The sequence below is a fragment of the Mesorhizobium sp. genome (assembly GCF_005063415.1).
Lineage (GTDB): Bacteria > Pseudomonadota > Alphaproteobacteria > Rhizobiales > Rhizobiaceae > Mesorhizobium.
Genome location: NZ_SUEG01000108.1, coordinates 1 through 18,253, shown reverse-complemented (window position 1 = coordinate 18,253; position 18,253 = coordinate 1). Strand labels below are relative to the sequence as shown.

Here is an 18,253-nt window from a genome sequence, read left to right as displayed (position 1 = left end):
GGCGCCGCCGACATCGGCAAGCCGTGCCTCGATGCATTCGACATCGAGCATGATCGCGCCGCCGCCCGAAAAGATCAGCTCGACGATGCCGGCCGGCTTGTCGAGCGCGAGAAAGCTGATCGCCAGCAGCGACAGCACTTCGTCGGGCTTGTCGCGGGCAATGCCGCTGGTCTTGGCGCCGAGCACCCGGTCGAAATGCAGCACGGCCTGCCGCCGCTCATTGTGCTGGCGCAAGAAGCCGGATTTCGCCTCCCAGACGAAGCGGTTCATGGTCAGCACGAAGCGTTTTACCGAAGGCAGGTATTCGAGATCGCTGACCTTCATGACGGCATCCTGGACATGCGCCGAGATGATGCTCAGATCCTGATCGTCGAGCGCGACAAGCTTGAGGCCATTCATGCGGAATTCGCACCTGCGAAGGTTTACATTTGGCCTTCTGTTAGGCGGTCTTGGCGATCCGCGCAACCGGACCGCAAGCCTTTGCGGAAAGGCTCTACCCCGAAATGCGCTCGATCTCCGCGCCGCAGCCGGACAGCTTTTCCTCCAGCCGCTCGAAGCCGCGGTCGAGGTGGTAGACGCGGTTGACCGTGGTTTCGCCTTCGGCCGCAAGGCCGGCGATGACCAGCGACACCGAGGCGCGAAGATCGGTCGCCATGACCGGCGCGCCCTTCAGCTTCGCTACGCCGTCGACGATTGCTGTCTGGCCGGACAGCGTGATGTGGGCGCCGAGCCGGGCGAGTTCCTGGACGTGCATGAAGCGGTTTTCGAAGATCGTCTCGGTGATGCGCGACTTGCCCTTGGCCATCGTCATCAGGCCCATGAACTGCGCCTGCAGATCGGTCGGGAAAGCCGGGAAGGGCGCCGTCGTCACGTCGACCGGCGAAATGCCGGCGCCGTTGCGCCTGACGCGGATGCCGGAATTGGTCTGCGTGATCTCGGCGCCCGTCTGCGAAATGATGTCAAGCGCCGTCTGCAACAGGTCGGGCCGCGCGCCTTCCAGCACGACGTCGCCGCCGGTCATCGCCACCGCCATCGCATAGGTGCCGGTCTCGATACGGTCGGGGATCACCCTGACGCGGGCGCCCGACAGCGCCTCGACGCCGTCGATGGTGATGGTCGCCGTACCGGCGCCGGAGATCTTCGCGCCCATGGCGTTGAGGCATTCGGCGAGGTTGACGATCTCGGGCTCGCGCGCGGCGTTTTCGAGCACCGTCTCGCCCTTGGCCAGCGAGGCCGCCATCATCAGCACATGGGTGGCGCCGACCGAGACTTTCGGGAACACATAGCGGTTGCCGACAAGCCGGCCGTTCCTGGTCTTGGCGATGACATAGCCGGTGTCGACGTCGATATCGGCGCCCAGCGCCTGCAGGCCTTCCAGGAACAGGTCGACAGGGCGCGTGCCGATGGCGCAGCCGCCGGGCAGCGACACCTTGGCCTCGCCCATGCGGGCCAGCAGCGGCCCGATCACCCAGAACGAGGCCCGCATTTTCGACACCAGCTCGTAAGGCGCCGTCGTGTCGACAATGTTGCGGGCGGAGAAAGTGATGGTGCGCGAATAGCCTTCCTGCTGCTTTTCGCGGCGGCCATTGACCGAATAGTCGACGCCGTGATTGCCGAGGATGCGGATCAGCTGCTCGACATCGGCCAGATGCGGCACGTTTTCCAGCGTCAGCGTGTCGTCGGTCAAAAGCGAGGCGATCATCAGCGGCAGCGCGGCGTTTTTCGCGCCCGAGATCGGGATGCTTCCGGCAAGCTTGTTGCCGCCGACAATTCTGATGCGATCCATGAAGAGCGTCCCCTCGGCGCCAAGGCCGGTTTAAATCGGTTGAGTCTGTTGCGGCCATCTAGACCATTGGCCGGCTTGGTTCAAGAAACAGGCTACTCCCCACTTTGGCCCACGCCGACTTGGCCAAAGTACCGGCGACCAACATAGCCGATTCGCGTTAATCTTCTTTCATCACCGCCTGCAGCCCGTCCGGCCGCTGATCGGCATCGCCGGTCCGTCGCGACCGCGATTGCGCCTTGCGCTTCTGCAGATTGGCGCGCAGCTGCTCAGCCAGCCGGTCGTTGCGGCCCGTTCCGGCCTTTTTCGCTGAACCATCCTTCTTCGGTGGCCCATCCTTGTTCGGAGAAACTATCTTGTCGTTCATCGTTCCGTCCCCGGCCGGCGACCCGCCGGTGCGGATCAAGGGGTAGCCAACATTGTGGCACGGCCATGTCCGCAACAACCGCCCGGTGCGGCCTTTCAACCCGGCCCCCGTTTGTGCCCCTTGTCTTGGCCTTGCGCTTGCCGGTTCGATATGGCAGAAGCCCCGCCATCGGCGGCTGCGGTAGCTCAGTGGTAGAGCACTCCCTTGGTAAGGGAGAGGTCGAGAGTTCAATCCTCTCTCGCAGCACCAGCAAATTCAGCATGCACCTGTCAGCGCCAACTGGTCGCTAGTACCCCGAGCAGACTCCAGCATCATTCGAACCACACTGAAGCGATCGATGCATGCGCCATGATGCGCGTGGGGAAAGCATTCTGGTCTGCCCCTGCTGCAGGCGGCTTAACAAAGCTGCAGTCGGGAACAATCACTCAACGACTCGCGTTTCTTGTTAGGGCGCGCATTTTGTGCACGGCAGCGGGCCTCGAAGGCTCGCAAATGTCGCGCCAGCGTTTCAATCGCACTCGCCTCAGCCCTCATGATTTGGCTATTTGTGAACGCGTGTTTGATCAGGTTTGCGCAGATGAACACATTGACCCTTTAAGCCTGGATGCCGAAGCCTTGGCGGTGATGATTGTCGCAATCTTCCGAAACGTGACTACCAATGAGCGCGAACTGCTGGAGGAAGTTAGGTCTCTTCGTCGCTCAAAAGGCACAGAGAAGGCGCACTAGCTTGGCGGCGTTCCGAGGCGAATTGGTCTAGTCCCGCTTTGGCACAGCCGTTTGGCATCTGAATTGCTCATTGAGAATCGCCAGAGTGTAGCCACCGAGCTTGCGAAGGGGATGGAAATGGGGTTAGCCGAAGACTTATCGGATGTCGCGCTCACATTCGAATGTCCGGATTGCTCGCATCCGGCGGTAAGAAAGGGCTCTGCACTAAGAACGATCCCGCACTTCAAATGCGACGGGTGCAACGCGAAGGTGCGGATCACCTATCCGCAGAAGCTAGCGATCTTCGAAAAGCACAGGCTATTGGCCGCAGGCGACCGCCGCCAGCGAGGCCAGGAACACTACGGTGCCCGCAACATCGATCGGGCCGCCGATGCGGCCGAAGTGGCTTCGCGACCTCTGCCGCGTGCAGCGACGCGTGCTTAAGCCTTCCTCATCCGCGCGGCCGTTACGCATGTTGACCACGACAATGCCATCCATCGGAATAATTCGGGCGAAGGGCTCGTTAGTTCCTTAGACGATGCTAAAATATGGCAACGTGTCTGCATGTCACTTCATGAAGCCCGCCAGTCAGGCTGCGGCTTGCTCTGGCCTAACCTCGAAGGGAACCAGGGATGAAAATTTCGACCTCTTTGACAAGACGACGTGTTGTCGCCGGGCTGGCGCTGGCCGCCGCATCGACGTCGGTATTGCCTGCCGACAAGGCGCTCGCGCAGACGAAGAAAACCACATCTGAGAAAAGTCTGTATGAGCGGCTGGGGGGTGTGTTCGCCATCGCGGCGGTGATCGATCATTTCAGCGACGCCGTCGTGAAGAACCCGATCGTCGGCAAGAAGTCCAAGAACCCACAATTGCGCAAATGGCACACCAAGAACCTTGAAAGGCTGCCCGGCCTCAAGTTCATGCGCACGCTGTGGGTCTGCGACGTTTCTGGCGGGCCTTTCAAGTTCGTCGCCACCAAGCCCGGCACGACGCCGCTCGGCCTCGAGGAGGCGCATCGCGACCTGCGGATTTCCCCCGCGGAATTCGATGAGGTCGCAGCCGAACTCGGGCGGACCTTGGATCATTTCAAGATTCCGAAGCCTGAAAAAACTGAGGTCCTGGAAGCTTTCGCCGCCCACAAAGACGAGGTCACCGCCGGCAACGTCAAGCGGGGCTGAAGCGCTTATATCGTGCGGGCGGATGCATTCGCATGGCGCCCGCGTCGCCCTGAATGCAGCGCGGCCCCGACCTCGCGGTCAGAGGAGGACATCGACGCACCTCTACGAACCTTGCAGCTCAAGGTGAGAACGCGGAATTTTCGACAGACGCCGGGGAAGGTTCGGCCTGGGCCTCCTCCGTCACGACTTCGAAGCGGGTAAGCCGCGAAAAACCGAAACTGGTTGAGATGGCGACGTCGGTCGCGTCGCGCCCGGTTGCCATCAATATCCGCCCGATGCGCGGGCGGTTGTGGCGAGGATCGAATGTGAACCAGGTGCCGGCGAGATAGGCCTGGAACCAGGCGCTGAAATCCATCGGATACGGCGCCGGCGGTACCCCGATGTCACCGAGATAGCCGGTGCAGTACCGCGCGGGAATATTCATGCAACGGCATAGCGCGATCGCCAAATGGGTAAAGTCACGACAAACGCCGGCCTGGTCAGTGAAGCTGCCGTGAGCCGTCCGCAGCGGGTCGGCTTTCTGGTAATCGAAGACGATGTGATTGTGAACGAAATCGCAGATCGCCTGGACACGCCCCCATCCAGGCGCGGTATTGCCGAATTTCGCCCAGGCAAAATCTCCAAGACGATCGGTATCGCAGTAGCGGCTGCCGAGAAGAAAGACGAGCACCTCGTCCGGCAGGTCCTTGATCTTGTGCTGCACAGCCTGCTCGGCGACCGCATCGCGCTCGCCGCTATCGTAGATATCGAAGGTGGTTGAGATCGTCGTCAGGCCCGAGGGCGCCTCGATCCTCGTGCAGGCGTTGCCGAAACCGTCGACGTAGCCGCGTGCTTCGACGGGACGATCGAAATCGATGACCTGTTCCGTCAACAGATCGACCTGGCGCGATGGATGGATCTCGAGCGCCAACAGCATCGGCGTTGGCTGCGGACATTCGTAGGTGAGGGTGTAACCTGCGCGGATCCGCATCGACGCTCCGATTGTTGTCATTCAGCAACCGGGCAAACTCCGCGTCGGCCAAACAGTTCCGGGAAAACATAAGCGGATGCTAATTTTCCTGCGCACCGATCTCCTTCGCCACTTTCACCTCGACTGTCATTCCGAGAAAACTCGAGGCGCTGCCAGAGTAACTCCCGGAAAGCGGGATGGCTTGTCGAGGATGCCGAGCCACGGCCACCCTGATCAAATCCCGGTTGCCGACAATGCCATTGGTGGGGTCGAACTCGACCCAGCCGGCACCCGGCAGGTAGACCTGGCACCAGGCATGGGTCGACCCGCCGCCAAGAACCGCCGCGCTGTCGCGGCCCGGCACATAGACATAGCCTGTCACAAAGCGGGCGGCAAAACCGAGCGAACGAACCGCCTCCATCATGAACAGCGCAAAATCGCGGCAGGTGCCGCGACGCAGGTGCAACGTCATCAGCGGCGGTTGCGTTCCTGGCTCGGTTCGACGGGAATACACAAAGCTTTCGTGGATGGCATAGCAAAGCGTCATCAACAGATTGCCGGTCCCGGTGTGCCCTGCGGCACTCAGGAATTGTCGTGCCCACTTGCCAACCTCGTCACCGTCATCCTCGTATTGACGTTCCATCGTCTGGGAGAGATCGGCGGCTTCGTCGGGATCGTAGGAAAATGGATAGTGAAGCGCAGCTTCGTCGATACGGAAATCGGGCGCATGTTGCGGCGTGTGGTCCAGCCGAATGTCTGTCGCAAAGCGCAGTTCTTTCGCGGGGTTCTCGAAATCGATCACCGCCACGCAGTTTCCGAAAACGTCGTGGATCCAGCGAACCTCTTTCGGCTCGGGATCGACAGACAAGGCGTGGTCCAGGAGTCTTTGATCGAAGCTGTCGCGCGGTCTGAACATCAGCCGATGCTCGCCGAACCTCACCGGCCGGCTGTAGCGGTAGACCGTCGTGTGCTGGACTGAGAAGATCGGCATCAGCTTCCGTCGACAAATTTACCTGCGATGTTGGCGCAATCATATGATCTTTTCCGCGCTCATTCGATGGGTCCTACTCCGATCCTGCCCGAGCTGTTTCCACACTGAGCGACCCCTCCGGCAGCGGTCGCAAGAGTTCAGCCTCGGACTCGTCAGATGGATCCAGGCGGCCCAGTTCGATGGCGGGAGCACAACCACTTGCCGATTGTGATATGGCGCCACGTCCGGCCCCGGCTCCGTCGTCAGCATCGTGAACGTCGGCGGCTTGTTGCCGACACCCTCGCGCCACAGCCCGGCAATCGCCATGAACGAGTGGCCATTCAGCGTAAATCTGTGCTTGGTTTTTGGATACTTCGTTCCCGTGAATTCGAAGAATGCCGAGGCCGGAACGAGACAGCGCTTGCTGTTGCCGAACTGCCGGCCCTCGGAGCGAAAGTTGAACACAGGTCCGCCTTTTGGCCCGGCCGGGGGAAAGCCGAACGTCATCGACGCCAGTTCGATTGTGTCGCCGGCAGGCCGCATTACGGGCGCGGGGTCGTTGATGTGGATGTCATCTGCCTGCGGCAGATCCAGTTCGGTTTGATGGCTGGGGATTTTTAGCGCCAGCGATTCCATCATCCGGCAATACTCGGCCCAGGCGATGTGCTGCTCGTAGTCATTGCACATGAAAGGGCTCCGCTCCCTCGACCGAAATCAGTTCAACATAGCGTTTCGCGCGATTGCTGGCAGATTTGATATAAGCCTATTTGGGCCGGCGTGCGGCAGCGATGGCCTGCAACAGATTGATGCTGTTGGTGTCGGGTTGATTGGAGGCGGCAACGGCGAGTGCTGCGGCTTCGGCTATTTTCGCGACGTCGTCGCTGCTGATCGTTCCACGCTTTTCCAGCAGATTTACAAGTTCGACAACGAGAAGAAAGGCGTTCACGCCATATCGTTCGGCTTTGAGCTCGAACTCGCCCCGAGCCAATCTCTCCGCGTCCCCTTCAGCCCGTTTGTCCACGTTGGCGTCCTCTCCAATGGCTACAAGCTATTAACGCTTAGCATGAATGGTTTAATCCTTCGAACTGGCCACATCTTCGCCAGTTGCCGGGCATCGTGTCGCCGCTGGCAAGGGCATGGCTTCAGCCAAGGATGAGACCAACCAACAGAACGGTAAGAATAAAGGACAGCACGACGGCAAGTAGCCCGCATGCTTCCAAAGTGTTGGTTTGCCAAGCTTTCGTCGGGCGCCTCCGGTTTGGATTCCTGTTTCGCGAAACAAACTTTCATCGGGCACCAGATCGGACGCGGAGCCGGCTTGAATTTGGCAAAGCGCTCCTCTTCATCGGCCCGGAAGGCATCTCCGCGGAACTCCGGAGAACCGTATGCGCGGCGCCGGCCTGCTTTTCATCGACGCGGGCCATCACCAGTACGACACCCTCTGCAACCTTCGGCTTGCGCGGCTTCTGGGCAAAATTGGCGAAAGTTCCGAGAAGCACGCCGGCAAAGCCGCCCCACGCCGCACCGACCAGGGCCATGCCGGCCATCCCCGCAGGATCAACGCCTTGAGCTCCAAAAGCGCTAAAACCGGCCAACAGACCAGCCGTCGCGCCAAGTGCGGCACCAGTAATCGCACCCCGCCAGAGAGCGCTCACCTCATCATCGTAATATCCAGCAACGCTGATCGGTTCATCGTTGTCATTGTAAGATCCGACGACGCTGATTTGCCGGCGACGAATCCCGGCGGCCTGAAGCCTGGCAACGGCACGTGCTGCCTGGGCATGGGAATTGAACAGTCTGCTGATGGTTTGCATTTTCGCCCAGGCCCGATGCTCGTTCGGAGCGTCGGGCCTCTCCTCCCTGGCTTTGAACTCTTCCGCCCGGACGCATCTTCGTCGCGCCAAAGCTCACCACAACGTGAGCCAGCGGGCTACGTTCCTCAGCCGGGGCTTCGGTCCAATCCTGGAGTATTTTGCTTGGGACCTAAGTCTGACCTGCTTGAGCGTAACGGCAGTGAGACCGCGCCGACAGGGGAGCAGCTGCCGAATCGAAGAGGTCGAGGAGAGGGTTAAGAGGCTATCGCAGACCCAAAAAGCTCAAAACGGCGATTACGATCACAATGGCGCCGACCAGCCAGATAATGTTGTTCATGATTGCACTCCTTCGCCTCCGGGCGGGGCGCACGCCAGGGCGAAGCCCGCCACGCAAGTAGAACATTAGACAAGTAGAACATTAGATATGGCTAAAGGTTCCTCGCGGGCCTCGCTGTCGAAAGGGCCCGCCGCACCAGTCGGCACGGCGGGCAATGCAGAGCTTTGCCCGGTGGTGAGCAGCAAACGGCGTTGCGTCCAAGACTCAGCTGATGCTTCTGGACCAGTCATCTACCTGGCGCTCTGCCTCTTCCTTGGCGATGCCATATCGCTCCTGGATACGTCCCAAGAGCTGGTCTCGGTTGCCCTCGATCCGATCAAGATCATCGTCGGTGAGGTCACCCCACTGCTCTTTCGCCTTACCTTTGAACTGCGTCCATTTTCCCTTGATTTGATCCCAGTTCATATGTTCCTCCTTGCTTCCTGGACCCGCACTGAAGCGGAGCGCGGACCGATCGGCATTTCAATGTTGGTTACGAATGAAGATTAGCAGCCGCTAAAAGTTCCGGTGCCGGCGCAAAAAGCCCGCCGTGAATAGCCGTTCTACGGAAGACTGATGGCGAACATGGTCCGTTGGCTCGCCGCCAATGAATGAGAAAGCCGGACACCAGGTTTGACCACTGCAGTCCGCCTGCCGCTGCTTCCCTGCCGCGCGAGGCGCCGGTGACCAGCGCCACCTTGCCGGCCAGGTCGAATTTCGGTGCGAACTCATTTCTCATGCGATTCCACCTTGTTCTTCAAATCGGACCGGCTGCCGTGTCGAACCGAATAGGCTCGCGTGAATTCGGCACCCAGCAGAAATATTTCGGCCGAATAATAGACCCATAACAGCACGACGAGCAGGGCGCCGGCCGCGCCGTACGACGACGAGATGGCGCTGGTTCCGATGTACCAGCCAATCAGCGACTTGCCGATGGTGAACAGAAACCCGGTGACCACGGCGCCGAGGCCAACATCGCGCCATTGCAGGCTGCGGTCGGGCAGCACCTTGTAGATCGCGGCAAACAGCAGCGCGATCAGGGCAAAAGACACGATCCCGTTGATGGCGCTCAGGATGATGGTGCCGAACGGCAGATAGGCGTTGATGACGTCTCCGAGCGCCGAAATCGCGGCGCTCACAACCAGCGACACCAACAGCAGAAAGCCGAGGGCGGCGACCAGGCCCAGGCTTGCAATGCGTGCCCGCACCAGCCGTGAAATCGTTGCCCCACTCGGTTTGACTTTCCAGATTTCGTTCAGCGCCAGCTGCATTTCGCCGAACACGCCGGATGCGGCAACGAACAGCGTGACCAGCCCCAGAATGCTGGCAAGGGTTCCCGCTTCCTTCTGCGAAGCGTTTTCGATCGTCGCCTGCAGCAGTTCGGCACTTTGTGGCCCCATCAGGCCGGCGATCTGTGCCGAAAGCGCGAGTTGCGCCGCCTCGTGCCCGAAGGCCATGCCGGCGATAGCGACAACGATGAGCAGGATCGGCGCGAGGGACGTTGTGGCATAAAACGCTATCGCCGCCCCATGGCTCAGCGCATTGTCGTCGATGAAGCCGAGGACGCTCTGCCTGAGGAGCCTCCAGCCCTCTGCTGCCAAATTCCACATGTGGGCCTCGCATGCCTGTCAAACACACAAGTAGCGGCGGCGCAGCATTGGGCGAGGGGTGGGGGCTCGGCCGGAACAAAGCCGGCAACGGTACGCTGTACAAGGCGATCGCCTATAAAGGCGGCGTGTAGCGAACATCCTGCGAAAGGTGCCGCTCGACTGGCCGGGGACGTGCTCACGATGCAATCAGGGGAACTGTGACAGTTGTCTGATAATTTATCGGATATCGGTTGAAATACGGGAACTCGATCACGAACGCATATTGGGCGGTCAGATGTGCCATGCGAAAGCCGCCGCTGGGGGCGTCGATTGCTATTGTCACCTCGACGTCTTTCAATCCCAAATCCAGTAATTTTTCCGTGGCAATGGCTTGGATCTGGGCCTGCGTCAGCGAGTTCTTCATTTGCAGCGCACGTGACGACGTTTCCAGCGTGTACCGAACACTCGACATAGCATTCAGAGCCCAGCCGAATGCAAAGATGCCGATCAAAAGCATTATCAGGAAAGGCGCGATCAGCGCGAACTCTAATGCAGCTCCGCCTGATGCATCCCCCGTGAAAGCTCTCGACTTAGCGGACACGAATCACCTGTTGATGACTGAGTTCGCGCGAGAAGGAAAACGCGCCAAAACTGAAGGGCGGTGACCAGGTGGCTGTCGCCTGTATTACGAGGAAGACCGAGGGGGCTTTCAAAGTGTCGCACAGGATCGATGGATCGGCCACGATGTTCCCGCACATGTATTTCCGGCTCACTGCCACCTGCGCGCCATCAGGATGGTTTTCCCAGCTCGAAAGAGCGACAGCTTGGATAGTCGTATCCTCGACTGCTCCTTGCATCACGAGGTTCGCCGCGGTTTTGACGCCTGCACGCATCGACAATGCGCTCGAGACAAAAGACCAGCCGTCGATGATGCCAAGAAGTACCAGGCAAAGAATGGGCAGAACCAGCGCAAACTCTACCGCGGCAACACCCGAATCATTCCGGAACATCCGGACTTGTAGCCGATCCACGAAAACTACTCGACAAGCTGAACGGTTTGCGTGGCCGGAATGTCTCGCATTCCAAGGCTCGTGCAATCCTGAATGATGTTTGCGTTGCCGGACCATTGCACGGTACTGGCGACGACCTGTGTGCAACCACCTTTGCCCGAGAAATTGCCGAGATAATTGACGCCCTGTGTTGGAAAATACAGAGCGCCGGTCAATAGCGAATCCGCCGTGCCATTAAACGTGTTGGATCCCGCCAGGTTGGCTCTGTCGCCATAGAACAGCACACCTGAATAGGTGCCCGACGTCGGTGCGCTGAGCTTGACGGTCGCCGTGCCGTTCATGCTAACGCCGGAGGTACCGGCCAGATAAATGACGACACCCTCGCCGTAAATATTTGCATTCGAGCTCGCTTTGAAATCGCCTCCCTCAATGACGTATATCCCGGGCGAGAGGGTTACATTGCCGCTCAAGCTGAGCCCCTTGCAGTATGTTCCAGGTTGCAAGGTTGACTGATTGCCGTTTTGACAAGGGTTCGTGGCCGGCGGCGCCGGCAGGTCGGCAAAAGGATCAGCAGCGGGCAGCGCCTGGGTTATCAGGCTGGCGCAAACGGTCTTCACGACGTTGCTCAACGAAACACCGCCTGCCGATATCAGGCAATCGACATCAAGGCTTGCCGATCCCTGAAGTTTGATGGCGTCCGGAGCTATCGAATTCGACATGACGGAGCAGCCTGTCAGTTTTGTGGTCGAACTGCCGGAAAAGAGCGCCGCTTTCGAAGCGGAAGGATCGACCGTCAAGATGCAGGCTTTTGAAGCATCCGTAATAAGAGCCACCGCCCTTGCTTGTGCGCCAACTGCGTTTTGCGTGAATATCGACGTAAAGAACCGATCGAGGTTCTGATGAACGACTACCTCAACCGCCTTTTTTCCGACATTTGGACCGGCTGACGGAGGCGAGAAGACCTCTATTGTACCTGCTGACGGTCCCCAGCCGTTCGTGGTCGCTGACGCTGTCGCTGCGGAGACGATCTTTGGCGTGTCGGATCCCGAAACCTTTTCCAAAGCGCCAGCATAGGCCGCCGCATCCGCCACCGCTTGTAGCTTCAGGCTGCTGTAATACCAATAGGAAGTCTCGATACCGAGGCCCGCACCGCCGACGACAATCGGCAAAGACAGAGCAAAAATAGTAGCAACGTTGCCGCTCTCGCCGATCGGTCGCATAGCGCGGAAAAACCACCTAAAAATGCGGGCACCCCAGTCCATTTCCCTATTAAAGCAGGATTGCATAAAAGAATGACTAAGAATTTCCGTACATTTCTTGGCTGCGATCCATCCGGGCTTAACGGCCCGTTCCGCCGCTCCAACGCGGGCCTTTGGCGCCACAGGACCCTCGTTAGTCCTTCGGCCGGGTGCATGTCTTCATAGGAACAATTCTGGTTTCCGGGGTCATGCGCAAGAAAAGACCGCGGCCGGCCGGTTTCGATTGGCAATGGGTTGCCGTTCCCTGCTATTCCCGCTTCAAATCAAAAAGCAGTGGACGTTTCCAGCATGACCAATGTCGCATTGACCGGGCTTGCCCGCGATCTTGCCAAGCGTGCCGCGGAAGGCCGCCCGGTGCGCATCGGCGTTATCGGTTCGGGCGAGATGGGCACCGACCTGGTGACGCAAGGCATGCTGATGCCGGGCATTTCGGTTTGCGCGATCTCGACGCGCCGCCCGCATACGGCGCGTGACGCCATCCGCATTGCTTATGGCGACGAGGCGATGGCAGCCGAAGCGGACAGCGCTTCGAAGGTCAGCCAGGCGATCGAGAGCGGCAAGATCGCAATCACCTCGAACGAGATGTTGGTCACCAATCCGCTTGTCGACGTCGTCATCGATGCTACCGGCAAGCCCGGCGTCGCCGCCGATTTCGACCTGATGGCGATGCAGCACGGCAAGCATCTGGTGATGATGAATGTCGAGGCCGATGTCACCATCGGCTGCTATCTGAAGCAGCAGGCCGACCGGCTCGGTGTCGTCTATTCGATCGGCGCCGGAGACGAGCCGTCGAGCTGCATGGAACTCATCGAGTTCGCCTCGGCGCTCGGCTACACCATCGTCTCCGCCGGCAAGGGCAAGAACAACCCGCTCAACCACGACGCCGTTCCGGACGATTACCGCGAGGAAGCGCTGCGCCGCAACATGAATCCGCGCATGCTGGTCGAGTTCGTCGACGGCTCGAAAACCATGGTCGAGATGTGCGCCATCGCCAACGCCACCGGGCTGGTGCCCGACGTTCCCGGCATGCACGGCCCCAAGGCTGATCGCGACGAGTTGGTCAAGGTGCTCATCCCGCGCGAGCAGGGCGGCATCCTGTCGAAGAAAGGCGTCGTCGACTATACCGTCGGCAAGGGCGTGGCGCCCGGTGTCTTCGTCATCGTCGAGGCGACGCATCCGCGCATCATCGAGCGCATGGACGATCTGCATATCGGCCACGGCCCTTATTACAGCTTCTTCAGGCCCTATCATCTGACCTCGCTGGAAGTGCCGCTGACCGCCGCCCGGATCGCGCTCTACGGCAAGCCCGACATGGTGCCGCTGCCGCGGCCGGTGGCCGAGGTCTGCGCGGTGGCCAAACGCGATCTGGCGGCAGGCGAGGTCTTCGACGCGATCGGCGAGACCTGCTACCGCTCCTGGACCATGACCGTCGAAGAGGCCCGCGCCCATCGCGCCGTGCCGGTCGGTCTGCTCGAAGGCGGCAAGGTGCTGAAACCGGTGAGGAAAGGCGAATTGCTCACCGCCGACAATGCCGCGCCCGACCCGACGACCAGGCTGTTCGCCTTGCGCCGGCTTCAGGACGAAATGCTGTACGGGGCGGGGTAGGTGCATCGCAGTGGTGAGCGGAGCGCCCAAACTGCCAATCTCCCCCTCGTGGGGGAGATGTCCGGCAGGACAGAGGGGGGCGCGAAGGAGCGCTGCGTAGCGGCCTTTCTACAGGCGGCTATTGCCGCTGAAACGCACGGCAGACCATCGCCGCCGACCGGCTTCCCCCAAAACCCTACTTCCCCAGCTCTATCGACCGCAGCCGCGCCGCTTCCACCGCCTCGGTGAGCAGGCGCGTCAGACGGTCCTCGCCCATCAGCACCGCAAGGGCGGCAGCCGTCGTGCCGTTGGGGCTGGTCACCTGCTGCCTGAGCACGCCAGGCTCCTCGCCGCTTTCGGCGGCAAGCGAGGCGGCGCCGTAGACCGTTTGCATGGCCAGGAGCTTTGCGACCTTGCCAGGCAGGCCGGCCTTCTCGGCCGCCACCGTCAGCGCTTCGATGAAATGGAAGATATACGCCGGCCCCGACCCGGAGACTGCCGTCACCGCATCCATCAGACCCTCGTCGTCGATATCGGCCACTTGGCCGCTCGCCGAAAGCAGGTCGGCGACAAGGCGTTTGGTGTCCTCGGAAACCAGCCTGTTGGAAAACACCACCATCATGCCCTTGCCGATCGCCGCCGGCGTGTTGGGCATGCAGCGCACGATCGGCGCGCGGTCGCCGAGAATACCTTCGAACGTGGCGACCGGCGTCCCGGCGGCGATGCTGAGGAAAGTGGTTCGGCCATCGTTGAAGCGGATGTAGCCGGCGGTCACGTCGCGGATCACCTGCGGCTTGACCGCAATGACGACGAGGGCCGGCACCGCGTCCGCCGGGATGGCGTCGGCATCCGCGGCAGCAGCGCAGCCCAGTGCTTCGGCACGCTTGCGCAACTCGGCATTGGGCTCGACCACGAACACCGCAGCCGGAGCGAGCTTGCCGGCTTTCAACCAGCCCGAGAGCATGGCGTAGCCCATATTGCCGCAACCGGCGAGAACAAGCCTGATCGTCATCGAAAGCCTCCCATAGAGATGGCTTCCCCATAGACGTTCGCGGCAGGGCGGGGAAGCCCTGTTGGGACCGTGATCAGGCGGAAACCCGGACCTTGCGGTTGGGATGCACATGTAGTCGTGCAGCCGCGCGGCGACCAAATTAACCTTTTATTTCCTATGCCTGTTTAGCATCGCTTAACCAGTGGCGGTCGCTACGTCCCAGCCAGAGGGGAAAGCTCCAGAAACCATGGCTTACAGGAATAATCGTGAACACTGGAGGAACGAGCAGTCCCTGCTGTCGTTAGTCGAGGCAGCGCGCGACGGGGACGAAGCGTCGCTGGTTTCGCTAGAGGACCGTGCAGGCCCGTCATGGCGCGAGGATGCCGCCACACGCCATCGTCTCGCCCGCTCGCGCCGCGAAGCTCGTGCCAGTCCGATCCTGCTGGCAGCCGCCGGCATCAGCCAGCCCCATCCTGATGAGCCAAAGGCCGGCACCATGCTGATGGAAGACTCTGCAGCTGCCGATGTAGTTTTCGAACCCGCTGGCTCCCTTGGCGGCCCCGATGCCGGTTCCGCCGAGGACAAAGCGTACCGGGCAGCGCGTCGGGGTCCGATCGGCGCCGTGTTGTCAGCGCTGCGCAGGGTCATTCCCGGCAGAGCGACGGAGGAGATGGCGTCCGGTGAGACTTCCGCCGCGACAAATTCAACCGCAGCGATGCCGCCTGCCTTCCAACCCACGCCGCCGCATTCGGCCCATGCTCAGGCCCGGTCGAAGGCGGCAAATCAGGCCTCGGACGCCGCCGATCAGCAAAGCCAGATCGAGGAAATCCGCGCCAGCCTGCGCGAATTCCGCGAGGCGGTTCGCGAGCTCACCGAAAACCGCACGCGCCGCCGCTATTTCTAAGCGTCGAATAAAACATGCCGGTTTCGAGTTAACGGCATGGGACGGCGCATTGACGGGATTGCCCAGCTCGATTTTCGTGAAAATGCCGCGCTGCATGTCCGCCCGCCAGCGCGTGGTTCTGGGCAACGACATGCATAAAACATATCTGGGGCACGCCGCATGGATGCTTTAACGCGGCAGGCTTAGACAATAGGCGTCGAGGGTAGTTCATGGCTGAGTTGATTGACGGAAAAAGCGTCGCCGAAGACGTGGTGCGGCGGGTCAAGGCCCTGACCGCCGAACTGGCGGAAAAGGGCGGACGGCAGCCCGGTCTCGCAGTGGTCATCGTCGGCGAGGATCCGGCGAGCCAGGTCTATGTCGCCTCCAAATCCCGCACCGCCAAGGAATGCGGCTTCCATTCTGTTCAGCACACGCTGCCGGCCGAAACCTCCGAGCCGGACCTGTTGAAGATCATCGGCCAGCTCAACGCCGATCCGGCCATCAACGGCATCCTCGTGCAGCTTCCGCTTCCCAGCCATGTCGATTCCGGCAAGATCATCCAGACCATCGCGCCGGAGAAGGATGTCGACGGCTTCCACTTCATCAATGTCGGCAAGCTCGGCACCGGCGAGCTCGATACCGCCTTCGTGCCTTGCACGCCGGCCGGCTCGATGCTGCTGATCGAACGGGTGCGCGGCAAGGACCTGTCCGGCCTCAATGCGGTCGTCGTTGGGCGTTCGAACATCGTCGGCAAACCGATGGCCAATCTTCTGCTTGCCGCCAACTGCACCGTGACCATCGCACACAGCCGCACCAGGGACCTCCCGGCGCTTGCCCGCACCGCCGATATTCTCGTCGCCGCCGTCGGCCGGCCTGAAATGGTCCGCGGCGACTGGGTCAAGCCTGGCGCCACCGTCATCGATGTCGGCATCAACCGAATCGCCGCACCTGAAAAGGGCGAAGGCAAGACCCGCCTCGTCGGCGATGTCGCCTTTGCCGAAGCAGCGAAGGCGGCCGGCGCCATCACGCCGGTGCCTGGCGGCGTCGGGCCGATGACCATTGCCATGCTGATGGCCAACACGCTAGCTTCCGCCTACCTCGCAGCCGGGTTGAAACGGCCTTACTTCTGACCAGAAAGCAGCGTCCTTGCCGAACCCCACTGTTCCCTTAGAGCGGCCGGTCACCAATGATCCCGTTCAGGGCGGCCGGCAGTTCGGGTTTCTGCTGGTCGACAAATTCTCCATGTTCTCGCTGGCTGCGGCAATCGACACGTTCCGGTCGGCGAACCGGCTGCTCGGCCGCGATTTCTATGGCTGGACGACGGTGTCGGCCGACGGCGACGCCGTCATGGCCTCCAACGGCCTGCCGCTCAAGATCGACTATGCCGTCGCCGATCTGCCGCCGGTCGATATCCTTTTCGTCTCGGTCGGGCTGACGACGGAATTTCCCGGCAAGAGCAAGGTGCTGGCGGCCCTGCGCAGCTGGGGCCGGCGCGGCAATGCGCTCGGCGCGCTTTCGGTCGGCTCTTACCTGCTTGCCGAGGCAGGCCAGCTCGATGGCTATCGCTGCACCATCCATTGGGAAAACCGCGCCGGTTTCCTCGAACGCTTTCCGGAGATCAACTGCACCGGCAACGTCTTCGAGATCGACCGCAAGCGCTACACCTGCGCCGGCGGCACCACCTCGATCGACCTGATGCTGGAGATCGTGCGCGGCGATTTCGGCTCGAGCCTGGCCAATGGCGTCGCCAACCAGTTCCAGCATGAGCGCATCCGCTCGGCCGGTGACCGCCAGCGCGTCGGCCCGGAGCGCGACCTGACCGGCAAGTCGGAGAAGCTGCGCCGCATCGTCGAGCTGATGGCCGACCATCTCGACGAGCCGTTGTCGGCGGTACAGCTTGCCAAGTCGGCGGGCCTGTCGGTGCGCCAGGTCGAGCGCCTGTTCCTGCGCCATCTCAGCGTGACGCCCGGGCGCTACTATATGCGGCTCAGACTCGAACGGGCGCGCGAATTACTGCGCCAGACCAACATGCCGATCCTCGACGTGGCAATCGCCACTGGCTTCACCTCACATTCCTATTTCGCCCAGAGCTACCGGCTGCAATTCGGCCGGCCGCCTTCCGAGGAACGCCGCACGACCTATTGAGGTTTTGCACAGAGGCGTCGGAGCTTCGTGCTCCGCCCGGGCTTGTGTCGCGACGCAGCGTCAAATAGCTTTCCGGCGCCGAGCGGCGGCGACTGACGGGGAGATATTGGATGGCGGGATTCGTGCGGAGCGCCGCTGCGGCAGCCCTGCTGCTGTGGATGACGGGGTTCGGCTTCGCCGCCGATCGCGTCATCGTCATTCTCGATGCCTCGGGCTCTATGTGGGCGCAGATCGACGGCAAGCCCAAGCTCGAAATCGCCCGTCAATCGCTGTGGAACGTGCTGCAATCGATCCCGGCCGACGAGGAAATCGGCCTCATGGCCTATGGCCATCGCGAGAAGGCCAGTTGCGACGACATCGAACTTATCGTGCCGCCACAGGCAGGCTCGGCAAGTGCGATCTCAGCCGCGGCCGACAGCCTGAAATTTCAGGGCAAGACGCCGCTAACCGCCGCGGTCAAGCAAGCGGCGGAGGCGTTGAAATACACCGAGGACAAGGCGACGGTCGTTCTCATCACCGATGGTATCGAGACATGCAATGGCGACCCTTGTGCGCTCGGCAAGGAACTGGAGGCTGCCGGCATCGACTTCACCGTCAATGTCGTCGGCTTCGGCTTGACGGCTGCCGAAGGCAAGCAGGTCGCTTGCCTCGCCGACAACACCGGCGGCAAATATATCGAAGCATCGGATGAAAAGGCATTGCAGGACGCC

21 protein-coding genes, 1 tRNA gene and 1 pseudogene are annotated in these 18,253 nt (G+C 61.2%); 10 read left to right on the top strand and 13 right to left on the bottom strand.

Annotation, left to right across the window (positions count from 1 at the left end):
• The 3 genes from E5W70_RS23425 to E5W70_RS23415 all read right to left on the bottom strand — a co-directional run.
• Window positions 1–399, bottom strand: a 399-nt coding sequence (locus E5W70_RS23425) for a DUF2948 family protein (protein ID WP_292662911.1), incomplete at its 3' end; no start/stop codon positions are given.
• Window positions 400–493: 94 nt separating this feature from the next.
• Complete coding sequence (gene murA / locus E5W70_RS23420; protein WP_292662909.1) at window positions 494–1,786, bottom strand: UDP-N-acetylglucosamine 1-carboxyvinyltransferase; 1,293 nt, start codon at window positions 1,784–1,786, stop codon at window positions 494–496.
• Between the two features lie 157 nt (window positions 1,787–1,943).
• Window positions 1,944–2,150 (bottom strand): hypothetical protein, encoded by a 207-nt coding sequence (locus tag E5W70_RS23415; protein WP_292662907.1) that lies wholly within the window; start codon window positions 2,148–2,150, stop codon window positions 1,944–1,946.
• A gap of 174 nt (window positions 2,151–2,324) precedes the next feature.
• On the opposite strand from E5W70_RS23415, the gene E5W70_RS23410 reads away from it, so the two are divergent.
• From E5W70_RS23410 to E5W70_RS23395, 4 genes are all read left to right on the top strand, one after another.
• Window positions 2,325–2,399: transfer RNA gene (locus E5W70_RS23410), tRNA-Thr, on the top strand.
• A gap of 99 nt (window positions 2,400–2,498) precedes the next feature.
• The gene (locus E5W70_RS23405; RefSeq protein WP_292662904.1) at window positions 2,499–2,876 is read left to right on the top strand and encodes a hypothetical protein; all 378 of its coding nucleotides are present in this window, start codon (window positions 2,499–2,501) and stop codon (window positions 2,874–2,876) included.
• 51 nt (window positions 2,877–2,927) lie between these two features.
• Window positions 2,928–3,299, top strand: a complete 372-nt coding sequence (locus E5W70_RS23400; RefSeq protein ID WP_292662902.1) for a hypothetical protein — start codon at window positions 2,928–2,930, stop codon at window positions 3,297–3,299.
• 188 nt (window positions 3,300–3,487) lie between these two features.
• The gene (locus E5W70_RS23395; RefSeq protein WP_292662901.1) at window positions 3,488–4,033 is read left to right on the top strand and encodes a group 1 truncated hemoglobin; all 546 of its coding nucleotides are present in this window, start codon (window positions 3,488–3,490) and stop codon (window positions 4,031–4,033) included.
• A gap of 118 nt (window positions 4,034–4,151) precedes the next feature.
• Here the strand turns inward: E5W70_RS23395 and E5W70_RS23390 are convergent, their stop codons facing one another.
• From E5W70_RS23390 to E5W70_RS23375, 4 genes and pseudogenes are all read right to left on the bottom strand, one after another.
• Window positions 4,152–5,003, bottom strand: a complete 852-nt coding sequence (locus tag E5W70_RS23390; protein WP_292662898.1) for a transglutaminase family protein — start codon at window positions 5,001–5,003, stop codon at window positions 4,152–4,154.
• 79 nt (window positions 5,004–5,082) lie between these two features.
• Window positions 5,083–5,973, bottom strand: coding sequence for a transglutaminase family protein (locus E5W70_RS23385; protein ID WP_292662896.1), 891 nt, complete (start codon window positions 5,971–5,973; stop codon window positions 5,083–5,085).
• 73 nt (window positions 5,974–6,046) lie between these two features.
• Window positions 6,047–6,639 (bottom strand): annotated as a pseudogene (locus tag E5W70_RS23380) (SOS response-associated peptidase family protein).
• Between the two features lie 76 nt (window positions 6,640–6,715).
• Window positions 6,716–6,973, bottom strand: a complete 258-nt coding sequence (locus E5W70_RS23375; RefSeq protein ID WP_292662894.1) for a hypothetical protein — start codon at window positions 6,971–6,973, stop codon at window positions 6,716–6,718.
• Between the two features lie 364 nt (window positions 6,974–7,337).
• Between E5W70_RS23375 and E5W70_RS23370 the strand changes: the two genes are divergently transcribed.
• Window positions 7,338–8,024 (top strand): hypothetical protein, encoded by a 687-nt coding sequence (locus tag E5W70_RS23370; RefSeq protein ID WP_292662892.1) that lies wholly within the window; start codon window positions 7,338–7,340, stop codon window positions 8,022–8,024.
• A gap of 283 nt (window positions 8,025–8,307) precedes the next feature.
• Here the strand turns inward: E5W70_RS23370 and E5W70_RS23365 are convergent, their stop codons facing one another.
• The 5 genes from E5W70_RS23365 to E5W70_RS23345 all read right to left on the bottom strand — a co-directional run bounded on the left by E5W70_RS23365 (window position 8,308) and on the right by E5W70_RS23345 (window position 12,063).
• Window positions 8,308–8,508, bottom strand: coding sequence for a CsbD family protein (locus E5W70_RS23365; protein WP_023677416.1), 201 nt, complete (start codon window positions 8,506–8,508; stop codon window positions 8,308–8,310).
• Window positions 8,509–8,810: 302 nt separating this feature from the next.
• Window positions 8,811–9,692: a YihY/virulence factor BrkB family protein gene (locus E5W70_RS23360; RefSeq protein ID WP_292662890.1), complete on the bottom strand. Its 882-nt coding sequence runs from the start codon at window positions 9,690–9,692 to the stop codon at window positions 8,811–8,813.
• A 175-nt stretch (window positions 9,693–9,867) separates the two neighbouring features.
• Entirely contained in the window at window positions 9,868–10,272 is a 405-nt protein-coding gene (locus E5W70_RS23355) for a TadE/TadG family type IV pilus assembly protein (RefSeq protein ID WP_292662888.1), read from the bottom strand.
• Window positions 10,262–10,681 carry a TadE/TadG family type IV pilus assembly protein gene (locus E5W70_RS23350; protein WP_292662886.1) on the bottom strand — a complete coding sequence of 140 codons (420 nt, stop codon included), beginning with the start codon at window positions 10,679–10,681 and terminating at the stop codon, window positions 10,262–10,264. The genes E5W70_RS23355 and E5W70_RS23350 overlap by 11 nt, the downstream gene beginning before the upstream one ends.
• A gap of 26 nt (window positions 10,682–10,707) precedes the next feature.
• On the bottom strand, window positions 10,708–12,063 hold the full coding sequence (locus E5W70_RS23345; RefSeq protein WP_366509732.1) for a pilus assembly protein TadG-related protein: 1,356 nt from the start codon (window positions 12,061–12,063) through the stop codon (window positions 10,708–10,710).
• Between the two features lie 165 nt (window positions 12,064–12,228).
• Here E5W70_RS23345 and E5W70_RS23340 point away from each other — a divergent pair, with 165 nt between their 5' ends.
• Window positions 12,229–13,545: an NAD(P)H-dependent oxidoreductase gene (locus E5W70_RS23340; protein ID WP_292662884.1), complete on the top strand. Its 1,317-nt coding sequence runs from the start codon at window positions 12,229–12,231 to the stop codon at window positions 13,543–13,545.
• A gap of 175 nt (window positions 13,546–13,720) precedes the next feature.
• On the opposite strand, the gene proC is transcribed toward E5W70_RS23340, so the two are convergent.
• The gene (proC, locus tag E5W70_RS23335) at window positions 13,721–14,536 is read right to left on the bottom strand and encodes a pyrroline-5-carboxylate reductase (protein ID WP_292662882.1); all 816 of its coding nucleotides are present in this window, start codon (window positions 14,534–14,536) and stop codon (window positions 13,721–13,723) included.
• Between the two features lie 226 nt (window positions 14,537–14,762).
• Here proC and E5W70_RS23330 point away from each other — a divergent pair, with 226 nt between their 5' ends.
• The 4 genes from E5W70_RS23330 to E5W70_RS23315 all read left to right on the top strand — a co-directional run.
• Window positions 14,763–15,419, top strand: coding sequence for a hypothetical protein (locus tag E5W70_RS23330; RefSeq protein WP_292662914.1), 657 nt, complete (start codon window positions 14,763–14,765; stop codon window positions 15,417–15,419).
• Between the two features lie 209 nt (window positions 15,420–15,628).
• Window positions 15,629–16,528: a bifunctional methylenetetrahydrofolate dehydrogenase/methenyltetrahydrofolate cyclohydrolase FolD gene (folD, locus tag E5W70_RS23325; RefSeq protein WP_292662880.1), complete on the top strand. Its 900-nt coding sequence runs from the start codon at window positions 15,629–15,631 to the stop codon at window positions 16,526–16,528.
• Window positions 16,529–16,544: 16 nt separating this feature from the next.
• Window positions 16,545–17,543: a GlxA family transcriptional regulator gene (locus E5W70_RS23320; RefSeq protein ID WP_292662878.1), complete on the top strand. Its 999-nt coding sequence runs from the start codon at window positions 16,545–16,547 to the stop codon at window positions 17,541–17,543.
• Window positions 17,544–17,653: 110 nt separating this feature from the next.
• Window positions 17,654–18,253: VWA domain-containing protein (locus E5W70_RS23315; protein ID WP_292662876.1), on the top strand; the 600-nt coding region annotated here is incomplete at its 3' end.